This is a genomic window from Arthrobacter sp. SPT-J7, assembly GCF_059089965.1.
Genome location: NZ_JBNHFF010000004.1, coordinates 79,662 through 93,067 on the forward strand (window position 1 = coordinate 79,662; position 13,406 = coordinate 93,067).

Genomic DNA, 13,406 nt, shown 5'->3' on the forward strand with positions numbered 1-13,406 from the left:
CGGGTCTGTGGCACCAGTCCTCCGCCATGAGGAGCGCCAAGCCTTTTCACTCTACTGGTGTGCGCACGTTCACCGGGTGGGCCGCACTATGAGCTTCGACACCGGCGCAGCATCTGGTTTGAGCGCCTTCGCACCCTTCAACAACCTATCGCCTCGGGGGTAGCATGTCGGCCAAGCGCCGCCGAAGAGCCCGGCGGCTGACGCAGATCGAGGAGAAGGCGATGGGCGAGGCGACTGCGGAAACGCCGTCAGCGGATCTGCTGGTGGACCTGATCATCTCCCTGGACGGGTATGCCTCGGCCGAGGGCTGGCCCGGCTGGTGGGGTTTGGAGGGGCCGGAATACCTGGCCTGGCTCGATCAGGAGGGGCAAAAGGACTACACCCTCCTGATGGGGGCGAACACCTACCGGCTGATGTCCGGCATGTCGCAGGAAGCTGCGGCACAGGACTCCGGCTTCTCCGCCGAGGAAGAGGCAAGCTTGAGCGGCCTCGCCGCCGTGCCGAAGGTGGTGTTTTCCTCCACCGTGAAGGAGCCCCTGGCGTGGCCGAACACGGAACTGGTCGCCGGGGACGCCGTCGAGGCCGTGCGGGAGATGAAACGGACCAGAACAGGGACCCTGAGCACGCTCGGCAGCCTCAGCCTCACCCGTTCGCTGCTGATTGCGGGCCTGGTGGACCGGTTCCGGCTGGTCGTCTTCCCGGTGATCACGGGCAAAACGGGATCCGAGCGGATCTATGACGGCTACCCCGACGTCGCACTGGAAATGGTGGACAGCAGGACCTTCGACGGCCGGCTCCAGCTGCTCGAGTATGTCCCCACCCTGCTCACGGCCCGCCGGTCCGCGGCCCGCAGTAAGTCGGGGAGCTAAGTGGTTTAACGGCAAACCGGCAGGCCGCCCGAAAGCGTCCTGCCGGTGCCGGTCGGAAAAGTCAGTTGCAGCCGTCCGGGCCGCACACCGCGCCGTCGGCGCTGGCCGACTGCGGCAGCACGGTCAGCGGGCTGCGCTCGTTCCATGCCTGCCGGATCGCCTGCGCGAACGCCTCGGCCGGCTGCGCGCCGGAGATCCCGTACTTGCGGTCCAGCACAAAGAACGGCACCCCGTTGACACCCAGCGCGCGGGCCTCGGCAATGTCGGCGCGGACCTCCGCGGCAAAGCGGTCGCCGGCCAGCGTTTCGCGGACCTCTTCTTCGGGCATCCCCAGCACGACGCCGGTGCTCACCAGGTACTCCACGTCGCCAATGTCCTTGCCCTGCTCGAAATGACCGGAGAGCAGGGCTTCCTTGGCCTGGTCCATCAGGCCGTGTTCCTTGGCCAGGTGCAGGAAGCGGTGCGCGGTGAAGCTGTTGGCCACCACGATCTTGTCGAAGTCGTAGTTCAGGCCCTCGCCCGCGGCCTGCGCGGTTACATGGCCGAACATCTGCTTGACCTGCTCCTGCGGCATGCCCTTGATCCGGGACAAGTATTCGGTCTCGGTGCCGTCGTAGTGCTCCGGCAGCGTGGGATCCAGCTGGTAGCTGCGCCACTCCACGTCAATCTGGTCCTTGTGCTCGAAGCCATCCAAGGCTGTCTCAAAGCGGCGCTTGCCAATGAAGCACCAGGGGCACGCAATGTCTGACCAGATCTCAATCTTCATGTTCGTTTCCAACAGCAACCGTCCTGAGGCTATTCCCCGCGAACCCGGGAGCGGACGCTGGGAGAACGGCACCCAGCCGCCCGTGCGCGCCACATGCATTCAACGCAAACCCTTCGGCCCGGACCGATCGGCGGTAGGGTGTGCTCACCGATCCATGCACTGGAGGCTGACATGGCAGTCGACCCACCACGCCCTGCTGGCCACGTTGTGCTGCTCGGCGATTCGGTGTTCGACAACGCTGCCTACGTCGCCGGAGGCCCCGACGTCGTGACGCAGCTTCGACGGCAGCTCCCGTCCGGGTGGCGGGCCACGCTCCTGGCCGTGGACGGCGGCGTCATCTCCGGCGTCGCTGGTCAGCTCCGCTCGCTGCCGGCAGACGCGACGCACCTTGTGGTCAGCGTCGGCGGGAACGATGCCTTGGGATTCGCTTACCTGCTTGATAACCCGGTCAAATCAGCGGCTCAGGCCTTCGCCACCTTCGCCGATGCCCAGGACAGCTTCGCGGCTGGCTACGGGGCGATGCTGGAAGCGGTGGCAGCGAAAGGCCTGCCCGCCGCCGCCTGCACCATCTACGACACCCCGCCGTCCGCCCCCAACCAGCGCGTCATCAAGGCAGCAGCGGCGCTTTTCAACGACCGTATCAGTCGCGAAGTCTTCGCCCGGGGGCTGTCGCTGCTGGACCTGCGGCTCGTCTGTTCCGAGGACGGCGACTATGCCAACCCGATTGAACCCTCTGTTCAAGGCGGCCAGAAGATTGCGCAGGCCATCTGCGCCTTCGTGTTCCCCAACACCGCTGCACCGCGCTCCACGGTCATCGGTGCCTGAAGGGTGCCGGTGCCTTCGAAGTTACCGGCCCGACGGCGTCTGTGCAGGTTCCGTTGGCGCGGCGACGCCGGTCTCGTCCGCCAGTTCCGCGCGGCGGCGGCCGGCGCCCTTGACGCCGAAGCGGTAGGCCAGGAACAGCAGCGCGATCCAGGCGCAGCCCACGATCAGCGCCACCCGGGTGTCCGGCATGATGCCCAGCAGCACCACAATGAACACCATGAACGCCAGCGCCAGATAGGACGCGACCGGCCAGAACGGCACCGGGAATTCCGACGCCGGCAGCGCCTTCCGCGCGATCTCCCGCTTCATCGCGATGTGCGAGAGCAGGATCATCAGCCACACCCAGACGGTGGCGAACGTGGCGATCGAGGCAACGATCAAGAACAGCGACTCGGGCAGCAGCGCATTGAGCACGACGCCGGCCAGCAGCACCGCGGCCATGGTCGCGACCGTCATCCACGGCACACCGTGGCGGGAGATCTTCGCGAAAGCCTTCGGCGCGTGGCCCTGCTCGGCCAGCCCGTACATCATCCGGCCCGCGCCGAAGGTGTCCGAGTTGATGGCGGAGATGGCGGCCGTGATCACCACGGCGTTGAGGATGTGCGCGGCCGCCGGGATGCCCAGCATGTCGAAGATCTGCACGAACGGACTGGTGGAACCATCGATCCGGTCCCACGGCGAGATCATCATCAGCACGGCCAGCGTGCACACGTAGAACAGCAGGATCCGCAGCGGCACGGTGTTGATCGCGCCCGGAATCGCCTTCTTCGGGTTCTCCGCCTCGCCGGCCGTGATGCCGATCGTCTCAATCCCGCCAAAGGCGAACATCACGATCGAGAAGGAGGCCAGCAGCCCCCAGAACCCGTTGGCGAAAAAGCCACCCGAGCCCAGCATGGTTTCCAGTCCGGGGTTGGACCCGGCGGGCAATCCGAAGCCGAAGATGATGATCGCCGCGCCTCCCAGAATCATGGCGATGATCGCCAGGACCTTGACCAGCGACAGCCAGAACTCGGTCTCGCCGAAGACCTTGACCTTGACCAGATTGATCGCGGCAATAAAGAAGACGACGGCGAGAATCCAGATCCAGCGCGGCACGTCGGGGAACCAAAAGCCCATGTAAATGCCGAACGCGGTCACGTCCGCTATTGCCACGATGGCCATCTCGAACGCGAACGTCCAGCCGGTGATGAAGCCGGCGAACGGGCCCAGATAGCGGCTGGCATACTGGCCGAACGAGCCGGAGACCGGGTGCCGCACCGCCATCTCGCCCAGCGCGCGCATCACCAGGAACACCGCGGCGCCGCCGATCGCATAGGCCAGCAGGACGGCCGGTCCGGCGGCCTGGATCGCGGCGGCCGAACCGTAGAACAGCCCGGTGCCGATGGCGGAGCCGAGGGCCATGAACCGGATGTGGCGTACGGTCAGGCCCCGCGCGAGCGCGGAAGCAAATTGCGGCATGGAAGAACAACCTTGCTGGAGGGGAAGCGGCGGCGCTGAAAATGCGGCCAATCAATTCTACGCCCCGCCGGCAATTTGCCCGTCCGCGCCGCTTCCCGGAACGGTCACCGGCGTCGTCCTGTCTTTTGCCGCCGACAGGGACGGAATGGCAGAATTAACGTGTCCACGGCGATCAGGCCGCGGGCTTTTTCTGTCTTTTGATCTTGAGAGGATCTGATGTCCACTCCCGGTGACAGTCCGGGGCATAGTCCATGCCCCCTGCTGATGCTCGAACACGCTCCGAGAAACGCAGCAGGGGGTGCCCCTAGGTGGAAGTAATCTCGATCCTCGGCGGCTTGCTGCTGGTCGCAGGCTGCGGCTTGTTCGTTGCGGCCGAGTTCTCCCTCATCACCGTCAACCGCAACGCGGTCAGGGATGCAGCCGATGCCGGCGACAAGAAGGCCGTCGGCGTCCTCAAGGCGATGAACTCGCTCTCCACCCAGCTGTCCGGCGCCCAATTGGGCATCACGCTGACCAATCTGGGCATCGGCTTCCTCGCCGAACCGGCGATCGCCGCGCTGGTACTGGGCCCGCTGCTGGATGCAGGGCTGGCCGAGCCGGCTGCCCGCTCGGTGTCCATCACGATCGCCTTGGTCCTGGCAACGGTGTTGACCATGGTCTTCGGCGAACTGGTCCCGAAGAACCTGGCCATCGCCAGACCGCTGGGCACCGCACGAGCCGTATCAGGCTTCCAGCGCGGATTCAGCGCTGTCACCAAACCACTGCTCGTGTTCTTCAATGGCACGGCCAACAAACTGGTTCGGGCCATGGGCATTGAGCCGCAGGAAGAGCTCGCGTCCGCCCGGTCCGCCGAGGAGCTGACCGTTCTGGTCCGGCATTCGGCCCGGCAGGGCGTGCTGGCAGAGGAGACCGCGGAACTGGTCCGCCGGTCGTTCGCGTTTGGCACCCGCCGCGGCCACGACGCGATGACCGCCCGGACCCGGATGGTTTCTGTCGCCCCCGGCCAGAGCGTCCAGGAGATGCTCGACACGGCCGCGGCCAGCGGCCACTCCCGCTTCCCGGTGATGGAACCGGGCGCCCATCAGGTGCTGGGCATCGTGCACATCCGCCGCGGTCTGGCCGTGCCCTTTGCCGACCGCCGCCTCCGCACCGTCACCGAGATCATGGATCCCCCGACGCTCATCCCGGACACCGTCGAACTCGACGACCTGATGGACACGCTGCGGGCCGGCGGTCTGCAGATGGCTGTCCTGATCGACGAAACCGGCGACGTCGCTGGCCTGATCACCTTGGAGGACCTTGTCGAGGAGCTCGTGGGTGAAGTGCTGGACGAACACGACCCCGATGACGGCAGCAGCGAACGTCTGCCGTTCGGTGTGTGGCGTCTGGACGGGGCACTGCGTCCCGACGAGGCGACCGAGATCCTGGGACATGCCGTTCCGGAGGGCACCGAGTACGACACCCTCGCAGGTCTGGTCACCCTCCGTTTGGGCCGCATCGCCGAACCCGGAGACGCCGTCGAACTGGTGACGGAGCATTCGCACGGCCACCCGGCTGCCAACGTGGAGCTGTGCGTCGAGGAGATGGACGGCGCTCGGATTGCAAAGATCCTGGCCACCGCCACGCCCCTCGTCACCGAAGAAGAGGTGCGCTAAATGGACGCCGCCGGAATCATCCTGACCATCGTCCTGCTCGCCGCGAACTTCTTCTTCGTGGGCGCTGAATTCTCCCTCATCGCCGCACGGCGAAGCATCGTCGAACCCCGGGCGGAGCAAGGCGGACGGGCCGCCAAAATGACCCTCTGGGCCATCGAAAACGTCTCGCTGATGATGGCCGGCGCGCAGCTGGGCATCACCGTGTGTTCGCTGGCGCTGGGTTACGTCACCAAACCCATGGTGGTCTACGCCTTGGAAGGACCCTTCAACGCGTGGGGAGTCCCCGCAGCGCTGGTCGACCCGATCGCCTACGCCGTTGCCTTGAGCGTGGTGACGTTTCTGCACGTGGTGCTCGGCGAGATGGTGCCGAAGAACATCGCCTTGGCAGGACCGGAGCGGATGGCCTTCATCCTGGGGCCAGTGCTGGTGGTGGTTGTCCGCATTCTGGAACCGCTGCTGTGGTGCATGAACGCCATCGGCAACAGCATCCTGCGCCTGTTCAAGGTCGAACCTAAAAACGAGGTCGCGAGCACCTTTACCCGGAACGAGGTGGCAGGGCTGGTCGAGGAATCACGCGAAGGCGGGTTGCTGGACAAGCAGGATGAACAGCTCCTGCTCGGCGCCCTGACCTTCGAGGAGCGGTCAGTCGAAAGCATCGTGATCCCGCTCAGCAGGGTCACCACGCTGCCGTCCGGATGCACTCCGGAGCAAATCGAACAGGTAGCCGCCAACGGGTTCTCCCGCTTCCCGGTTCAGTCCGCCGCCAGCGGAAGGTTGGATGGCTATGTCCACGTCAAGGACCTGCTTGGACTTGATGCCGCAGCCCGGGACCAGCCCGTGCCGGCCAGCCTTATCCGCGACCTGCCGCAGGTGAGCCTGACCGCCGCGCTGCGGTCCTCCTTGTACCGGATGCAACGCGAAGGGGCGCATCTGGCACTTGTCGTCGACGACGCCGGCCATCCGTACGGAATCGTGACGCTCGAGGACATGCTGGAAGAGCTCGTCGGCCAGATCCGCGACGACAGTCGAAGCACCAGCCGGGTTTAAGGGCTCTTCTCCAACTGAAGCCATGCTCGACGGCGGCGCCCCACCCGGGGCACCGCCGTCGAGCATTTTCGGAAAGCTCTTGACCACCTGCCCAGGCGAGGACTAATCTACAACCAAATGGTTGTAGATCAAGTTAGCGATACCGAGTTGGACCGCCTGTTCCAGGCGCTCGCCGATGCCACCCGGCGCGACATCGTGGTGAAGGTGCTCACCGGGGAGTTCTCGGTATCGGGGCTGGCAGAGGGCTACGCCATGAGTTTCGCCGCCGTGCAGAAACATGTGGCGGTGTTGGAGCGGGCTTCCCTGGTAGTTAAGGAGAAGCGCGGCAGGGAGCAGATGGTGCGGCCTCATCTTGAGGGAGTGCGGAGAGCGCGTCGGCTGCTCGATCAATACGAGGTGCTCTGGCAACAACGTATTGCGCGGATCCAGGACATTCTCGACGAATAGAAAAGGACGCCATCATGCCGGTTATCGATGTCATCAAGGACGAGGACGCGCTGAGGTTCACGATCGTGGCCGAGTTCGACGCCCCTGTGGAACGGGTGTGGCAGATCTGGGAAGACCCGCGCCAGCTTGAACGCTGGTGGGGCCCGCCCACCTGGCCCGCCACTTTCGACAAGCACGAATTCAGGCCGGGCGGCAAGGCCAGCTACTACATGACCGGGCCGGACGGCGAGAAGGCAGCCGGTTGGTGGAAGTTCACCTCCATCGAAGCGCCCAACCGGCTTTCCTTCGAGGACGGATTTGCCGACGACGACGGCGAGCCCGTGGCGGACATGGGCACCACCCATGCCACGGTGACGCTGGAGTCCGTCGACGGCCGTACCCGAATGACCACCGAGTCGCGGTTTGAATCCGCCGACCAGTTGCAGAAAATGCTGGAGATGGGCATGGCCGAAGGCATGCAGGAAGCCATGGGGCAGATTGACGCCATCCTCGCGGAAACCGCAGCGGTCTGACGGGAAACCGTCACCAAGTGGGGAAGTGAGGCGTCCCCCGATCAGCGCCCACTCCCGCCTGATCCGGTGGTTTCACCAGTCCGGGTGTTCGGTCAAGGGCCCATGACCGGCGGACTTTCTGGCTGCATACTGGGTGCATGAGCGATACCACGCGGACCTTCGCCGCGATTGTCATCATCTACAATCCCAACAGCACCGGTAACGCACCGAAGCTTGCTGAGGAGCTCCGCGACGAGCTGCAGGGCTTGCTTCCCGACGGACCAGAGATCGAACTGCAACCGACCGGCCATGCCGGCCACGCGGTGATGCTGGCCCGTGACGCGGCGGCCAATACCCGCGACGTTCTCATCGTGTCGGTCAGCGGCGACGGCGGGTATAACGAAGTAGTCAACGGCGTGATGCAAAGCGGCAACCGGAACGCCGTGTGCGCCGTCATGGCGGCAGGGAATGCGAACGACCACAGGCGGACCACGGGTACGATGCCGCTGGCTGAAGCCATCTCCTTGGGGCGGACGAGGCATATCGACTTGCTGCGCATCCACACCGGCCAGGGACCGGAAGCACCTGGAGAATACGCGCACTCCTATGTCGGATTCGGCCTGACGCCGGTGGTGGCAATTGACCTGGAAAAGGGGAGCAAAGGCGCGCTCAAGGAGATGATCTCCGTGGCGCGGACGTTTTCAAAGTTTCAGCCCTTCGAGATACGTCAAAGCGACGGAAAGCGCCGCAAATTTGACAGCATCGTCTTCGCCAACATTGCCGAGATGGCGAAGTACGCCACGCTCAGCGAGGCCGATGACAAACTTGCGGATGGAAAATTCGAAGTGGTGATCTTCCCCCACATGTCCAAGTGGCGGGTATTGCTGAAGGCTCTACGCGCCACCACCCAAGGGCTGGGGGACCAGCCAAGCGTGAGCAGCTACGAGTTCACCACGCTTAAGCCCCTGCCGTACCAGATCGACGGCGAGGTGAAATCTGTTGACGCAGGGACATTCGTCAAGGTCGAGAGCGCCCCGGCCGCCCTGCAGACTCTCGGCTGAGCCTTGATGGCCTCTCGCCCGGCCCTTTCTGCTTCAGGCGGGCGGGCGCGGGCTGGGTGGTTGTGAACCGCTGGCGGTACTCGGTGGGCGTGATGCCCAGATGACGGGCGAAAACGCGGCGAAGGGTCTCGTCGCTGCCGAACCCGCTGCACTGGGCGGCAGTCGTAATGCTGCAACCGTCGACCAAAAGTTGCTGCGCACGGTCCAGCCGCACCCGTTCCACCCAGCGGGCGGGCGTGGTGTTCAGTTCGGCTTGGAACAGACGGGTCAGGTGCCGGGGACTGACCGCCGCGGCCGCCGCCATCGAGGGAAGGCTGTACTCTGCCGTCGGGTCGGCTAGGATCGAGGCGGTCAGTGCCTCCAGCACGCTGTTCCGGGACGGCAGCGCCGGGAGGGTGGAGAACTGCGACTGCCCGCCGGGGCGCTGCATGAACACCACCAGTTCGCGGGCGATCGCGCGCGCCGCTGCCGGCCCATGGTCGTCCTCCACCAAGGACAGGGTGAGGTCGATGCCCGCGCTGATTCCGGCGGAGGTAATGTACCGGCCGTCGTGTACGTGGATGACATCCGGCTCCACCCGAACCTTCGGGTAGCGCAGGGCAAGGGTCTCGGCATGGCGCCAATGGGTGGTGGCCCTGCGTCCGTCCAGCAAACCGAGCTCGGCGAGCACAAAGGCTCCCGTGCACACGGAGGCGATCCGCTCCGCCCGCTTGGCGAGCGCGGCAACTGGGGCGAGCAGCCCGACGTCGAGCGGGTGCTGCGCGAGCAGGTCCCCGCCGGCCACGATCACTGTGTCGAGCGGTGCCGCGTCGGCCGCCGCCGTCGTGCCGGAGAGGGCCAGCCCGGAAGAGGTGGCGACCGTGCCGCCGGAGGGGGAGACCAGAACGGGTTCGTACGGGTGGCCGGCCAGCGCCGCTTGGTGCAGCACTTCCCCGGGGCCGGTCACATCGAGCATGGTCACCCCGTCGAAAACGATGATGCCGACCCGGTGCGTCATGGCCGGATCTGTGGTTTTCGTGGCTGAACAGACATGGCACCAGCGTACGCGACCGGGTGAGGATGGAAGGAACAATACCGAGAGAAAGGGTTACACCTATGGCTGAATCAATTGCCGGCGTGCAGATTCCGGACAGCGCCCTCGCCCGCGAGGCCACCGAACTGGTGCGCGAGGCCGCCTCCCCGCTGATCTTTGACCACTCCCGGCGCGTGTTCGTCTTCGGTGCCCTGCGCGGACGTGAGCAGGGCCTGGAGTTCGACCCGGAACTGCTCTATATCGGGGCCATGTTCCACGACCTGGGCCTGACTGAGCGCTTCCGCCGCACGGATCAGCGCTTCGAGATCGACGGCGCCGACGAGGCCCGCCGCTTCCTGCTGGCCCACGGCGTCACCGGGGAGTCCGCCGACCGGGTGTGGAACGCCATCGCGCTGCACACCACCCCGGAGATTCCGCTGCACATGGCGCCGGAGGTCGCCCTGGTCACACGCGGCGTGGAACTGGACGTGCTGGGCATCGGCTACAACGCCGTCACCGACGAACAGCGGGCCGCTGTGGTTGCCGCGCACCCGCGGCCCGACTTCAAGAACCAGATCCTCGCCGCTTTCACCGACGGGATCAAGGACCGCCCGGAGACCACGTTCGGCAACGTGAAGGCTGACGTCCTGGCCCACTTTGTGCCGGGCTTCCAGCGCGGCGACTTCGTCGAGGTCATCAAAAACAACGACTGGTCGGAGTAGGCACGGCGTCGCCGGGCCGCGCCGCGGCGCTCGCCCGCCGGCATCAGGCTACGATGCACCCATGAACGACCGGATCACCCTGCGCTTCCTGGCCTCCCCCACCGACGTATCGGAGGATGGCAGCACCGTGCAGGCCGGCCGGGTGCTGGAGTGGATCGATAAGGCGGGGTACGCCTGCGCCACCGGCTACAGCGGCACCTACTGCGTCACCGCCTACGTGGGCAACGTGCACTTCACCCGGCCCATCCGCAACGGCGACTTGATCGAGGTGGACGCCCGCATCGTCCACACCGGTCGGTCCAGCATGCAGGTGGTGGTGACCGTGGACGCGGCGGACGTCCGCGAGCGCGAGTTCCGGCCGGCGATGGACTGCATCCTGGTGTTCGTGGCAATGGGCGAGGACGGGCGCCCGAAACCGATCCCGCAGTGGTCGCCCGCGGATGACGAATCGGCCCGGCTGGCCGAAGGTGCCGCCGGCCGCGTCGCCGCCCGGGCGGAAATCCGGGATGCGATGCGCGCCCAGGCCTACACGGACGCCAGCACCACCCCACGGGAGCAGTTCCGCTTCCTGGCCGCGCCCTCGGACGTGAATTGGGGCGGCAACGCGCACGGCGGGATCGTGATGCGCTGGATCGACGAGGTCGCCCGCGCCTGCGCCATGTCCTGGTGCGGCCGGGACTCGGTGGCCGTCTACTCCGGCGGCATCCACTTCCTGAACCCCATCCACATCGGCGACCTGGTGGAACTTCAGGCCCGGCTCATCCACACCGGCCCGCACAGCATGCACATTGCCGTCCATGTGCGCGCCCGCGATCCCCGCGGCGGCGAGTGGCGGCCCACCACCCAGTGCATGACCATTTTCGTGACCCGCGGCGACGGCGGCCACGCCGCGGAAGTGCCGCAGCTGATGCTTCGCACCGATGAGGACCGCCGGCTCGATGAGCACGCCAAGGACCTGATGCGCCGGCGGGCCCAGCTGCCTCCGCTGCAGTTCGCCGCGGAACGGAAGTACTGACCCGCGCGCCAGCTTGCCCGCGCTTTGGCCGGGTTCAAGCCGTAGGCTACAGCCATGGCCATTATTTACGACGCTGTGCTGAATCCCTCCAAACAGGATCTTCTGAAGACGTGGCTGCCGAAGCAACCGTGGTTCCAGGAACTAGGAGTCGACGCGGCCGACCTGGAGCACCTTGGCGCCTTCCGCTTCGATGACCCGGCGGGCGAGGTCGGGATGGAAACCCACCTGCTTTCGGCCGGCGAGCAGATTGTGCATGTGCCGCTGACCTATCGCGGGGCGCCGCTGCCGGAGGCCGAGGACTTCCTCGCCGGAACCATGGAGCACTCGGTGCTCGGCGACCGCTGGGTCTACGACGCGTGCGCCGACCCCGTCTACGCCACCGCGCTCGCCACCGCCATCGTCCAGGGCGGCACCGGCGCCGACCTGTTCAAAGACGTGGACGGCAAGCTCGAACCCCTGCCGCACGGCCTCCCGGTGCGCGGCAGCGGCGGCTCCGGCGGCATCGTCCCCCAGATAACGACGGCGGTGCCCACCACCGCCGGTAGCGTCACCACCATCGACGCCAGTCCGCTCACGCTGACGGTCTACCGCGTCCTTGACCCCAATGAGCAGCCCGGCACGGCCCTGAAACTCACCTGCTCCCTTCCCGGCCAGCCCGCGCTGATCCTCGCCTCGGCCTGGTGAGTAGCGCCCGGGGGCAGGCAGTGGGCCTGCGTGTTGCAGCCTGGCGCTACCGCTTTAAGGAAAGTCTCTTCCTCTTCCCGGCGGTGGTGATGCTGGGCGGCATCGCGCTGGCCATCGCTGCCACCGCGGTCGACAACGCCCTCGGCCATGATGCTGCTATACCGCTCACGCTGGCGATGAGCAGCAATGCCGCCACCTGGCTGCTGTCTACCGTTGCCGGTGCCATGATCACCACCGTCGGCGTCGTTTTCTCGCTCACCGTGGTCAGCCTGCAGTTGGCCAGCGATCAGTTCTCGCCGCGTGTGATGCGCTCGTTCATCCGCGACCGACTGAGCCAAGTCGTCATCGGACTGCTGGTTGCCACGTTCTTCTACTGCGTCCTCATCCTGCCGAGCCTGAGCGGGGAACCCACCGATCCCGCGCCGCGCGTGTCCCTGACCGTCGCCGTCGTCCTTACCCTGGTGACCGTGGTGGGGATCATCGTCCATCTGGACCACCTCGCCCGCGGACTGCAGGTCGGCAACGTTGCCCGAGTCATCGCCGCGGAGGGCCAATCAGTCGTAGCCGCCCTTGACCGGGTGCCCGCTGGCCTGCAGCGCGTGGACTCCGAACACTCCCATGCCCCCAAGGACGCCGCCATCATCCGCTCCCCAACCAGCGGATGGATCAGCCAGATGGACAGCGGCCAGCTTCTGGGAGCCGTCCCCGCCGGAACGACGGTTCGCGTGGAGACCCGCGTGGGTGCTTACATCCACGCAGGCGAACCAATGGTCACGGCGTGGCCGCCACCGCCGGAGCGCAGCCGGGAGAGGCTTGCCGGCGCGATTGCCATAGCCGACTCGCGGACCATGCTGCAGGATGTCGACTTCGCTATCCGTCAGCTCGTTGACATAGGCCTGCGGGCCCTGAGCCCGGCCATCAATGACCCCACGACCGCCGTGGAGGTCATCCTGAGGCTAGGCAGCCTGCTGCGGACGGTCCTTGCCGCCCCGCTTGCTCCCGAAGCGCTGAAGGACGAAGCCGACCGGGTGCTGGTGCAGCCTTGGAACCTTGACCATCACGAATACGTCGACCATGCCTTCGACCAGCTCCGTCAGACGTGCCTGGACCAGCCGGAGGTGGTCGCCGCGCTTCTGCGAGTCCTGCGCATGCTCATCGCCCACGTTCACGCCGAGGGCCACCCCGAGCACGCGGCGCCCCTGCACCGGCAAATGCAATTACTCCTGGAGGCGATGCGGGACCAGCCCGGCCTGCACCCGGAGGATCTCCGGCGCCTGCAGTTGCTTTCCTCGGACGAGACGGACCCCGCCGACCACAGCCGGTAGGGCCCACAGCCACCTCTTGCCTTCTGCGG

14 protein-coding genes are annotated in these 13,406 nt (G+C 66.2%); 11 read left to right on the forward strand and 3 right to left on the reverse strand.

Going from position 1 to position 13,406, the window contains the following annotated elements:
- Positions 1 to 221 precede the first annotated feature (221 nt).
- Complete coding sequence (locus AC5RWX_RS07965) at positions 222 to 869, forward strand: dihydrofolate reductase family protein (protein WP_493957578.1); 648 nt, start codon at positions 222 to 224, stop codon at positions 867 to 869.
- 61 nt (positions 870 to 930) lie between these two features.
- Here AC5RWX_RS07965 and AC5RWX_RS07970 read toward each other — a convergent pair whose 3' ends face one another.
- Positions 931 to 1,635: a DsbA family oxidoreductase gene (locus AC5RWX_RS07970; protein ID WP_493957577.1), complete on the reverse strand. Its 705-nt coding sequence runs from the start codon at positions 1,633 to 1,635 to the stop codon at positions 931 to 933.
- A gap of 171 nt (positions 1,636 to 1,806) precedes the next feature.
- Here AC5RWX_RS07970 and AC5RWX_RS07975 point away from each other — a divergent pair, with 171 nt between their 5' ends.
- Positions 1,807 to 2,460, forward strand: coding sequence for an SGNH/GDSL hydrolase family protein (locus AC5RWX_RS07975; protein ID WP_493957576.1), 654 nt, complete (start codon positions 1,807 to 1,809; stop codon positions 2,458 to 2,460).
- A 21-nt stretch (positions 2,461 to 2,481) separates the two neighbouring features.
- On the opposite strand, the gene AC5RWX_RS07980 is transcribed toward AC5RWX_RS07975, so the two are convergent.
- Positions 2,482 to 3,918, reverse strand: a complete 1,437-nt coding sequence (locus AC5RWX_RS07980) for an amino acid permease (protein ID WP_493957575.1) — start codon at positions 3,916 to 3,918, stop codon at positions 2,482 to 2,484.
- A gap of 308 nt (positions 3,919 to 4,226) precedes the next feature.
- On the opposite strand from AC5RWX_RS07980, the gene AC5RWX_RS07985 reads away from it, so the two are divergent.
- The 5 genes from AC5RWX_RS07985 to AC5RWX_RS08005 all read left to right on the forward strand — a co-directional run bounded on the left by AC5RWX_RS07985 (position 4,227) and on the right by AC5RWX_RS08005 (position 8,619).
- The gene (locus AC5RWX_RS07985; RefSeq protein WP_493957574.1) at positions 4,227 to 5,573 is read left to right on the forward strand and encodes a hemolysin family protein; all 1,347 of its coding nucleotides are present in this window, start codon (positions 4,227 to 4,229) and stop codon (positions 5,571 to 5,573) included.
- Positions 5,574 to 6,620: a hemolysin family protein gene (locus tag AC5RWX_RS07990; protein WP_494097204.1), complete on the forward strand. Its 1,047-nt coding sequence runs from the start codon at positions 5,574 to 5,576 to the stop codon at positions 6,618 to 6,620.
- Between the two features lie 117 nt (positions 6,621 to 6,737).
- Complete coding sequence (locus AC5RWX_RS07995; RefSeq protein WP_493957568.1) at positions 6,738 to 7,067, forward strand: ArsR/SmtB family transcription factor; 330 nt, start codon at positions 6,738 to 6,740, stop codon at positions 7,065 to 7,067.
- A gap of 14 nt (positions 7,068 to 7,081) precedes the next feature.
- Complete coding sequence (locus tag AC5RWX_RS08000; RefSeq protein ID WP_493941330.1) at positions 7,082 to 7,579, forward strand: SRPBCC family protein; 498 nt, start codon at positions 7,082 to 7,084, stop codon at positions 7,577 to 7,579.
- Positions 7,580 to 7,716: 137 nt separating this feature from the next.
- Positions 7,717 to 8,619, forward strand: coding sequence for a diacylglycerol/lipid kinase family protein (locus AC5RWX_RS08005; RefSeq protein WP_494097205.1), 903 nt, complete (start codon positions 7,717 to 7,719; stop codon positions 8,617 to 8,619).
- Here the strand turns inward: AC5RWX_RS08005 and AC5RWX_RS08010 are convergent.
- Positions 8,576 to 9,616 (reverse strand): GlxA family transcriptional regulator, encoded by a 1,041-nt coding sequence (locus tag AC5RWX_RS08010; protein WP_494097206.1) that lies wholly within the window; start codon positions 9,614 to 9,616, stop codon positions 8,576 to 8,578. The genes AC5RWX_RS08005 and AC5RWX_RS08010 overlap by 44 nt on opposite strands.
- Positions 9,617 to 9,714: 98 nt before the next feature.
- On the opposite strand from AC5RWX_RS08010, the gene AC5RWX_RS08015 reads away from it, so the two are divergent.
- The 4 genes from AC5RWX_RS08015 (at position 9,715) to AC5RWX_RS08030 (ending at position 13,377) form a co-directional block, all read left to right on the forward strand.
- Positions 9,715 to 10,353 (forward strand): HD domain-containing protein, encoded by a 639-nt coding sequence (locus AC5RWX_RS08015; RefSeq protein ID WP_494077538.1) that lies wholly within the window; start codon positions 9,715 to 9,717, stop codon positions 10,351 to 10,353.
- 61 nt (positions 10,354 to 10,414) lie between these two features.
- Positions 10,415 to 11,368 carry an acyl-CoA thioesterase gene (locus AC5RWX_RS08020; RefSeq protein ID WP_494077539.1) on the forward strand — a complete coding sequence of 318 codons (954 nt, stop codon included), beginning with the start codon at positions 10,415 to 10,417 and terminating at the stop codon, positions 11,366 to 11,368.
- Between the two features lie 54 nt (positions 11,369 to 11,422).
- Positions 11,423 to 12,052, forward strand: a complete 630-nt coding sequence (locus AC5RWX_RS08025; protein ID WP_494077540.1) for a CG0192-related protein — start codon at positions 11,423 to 11,425, stop codon at positions 12,050 to 12,052.
- Positions 12,049 to 13,377 (forward strand): DUF2254 domain-containing protein, encoded by a 1,329-nt coding sequence (locus AC5RWX_RS08030; RefSeq protein ID WP_494077541.1) that lies wholly within the window; start codon positions 12,049 to 12,051, stop codon positions 13,375 to 13,377. The genes AC5RWX_RS08025 and AC5RWX_RS08030 overlap by 4 nt, the downstream gene beginning before the upstream one ends.
- The last annotated feature ends 29 nt before the right edge of the window (positions 13,378 to 13,406 follow it).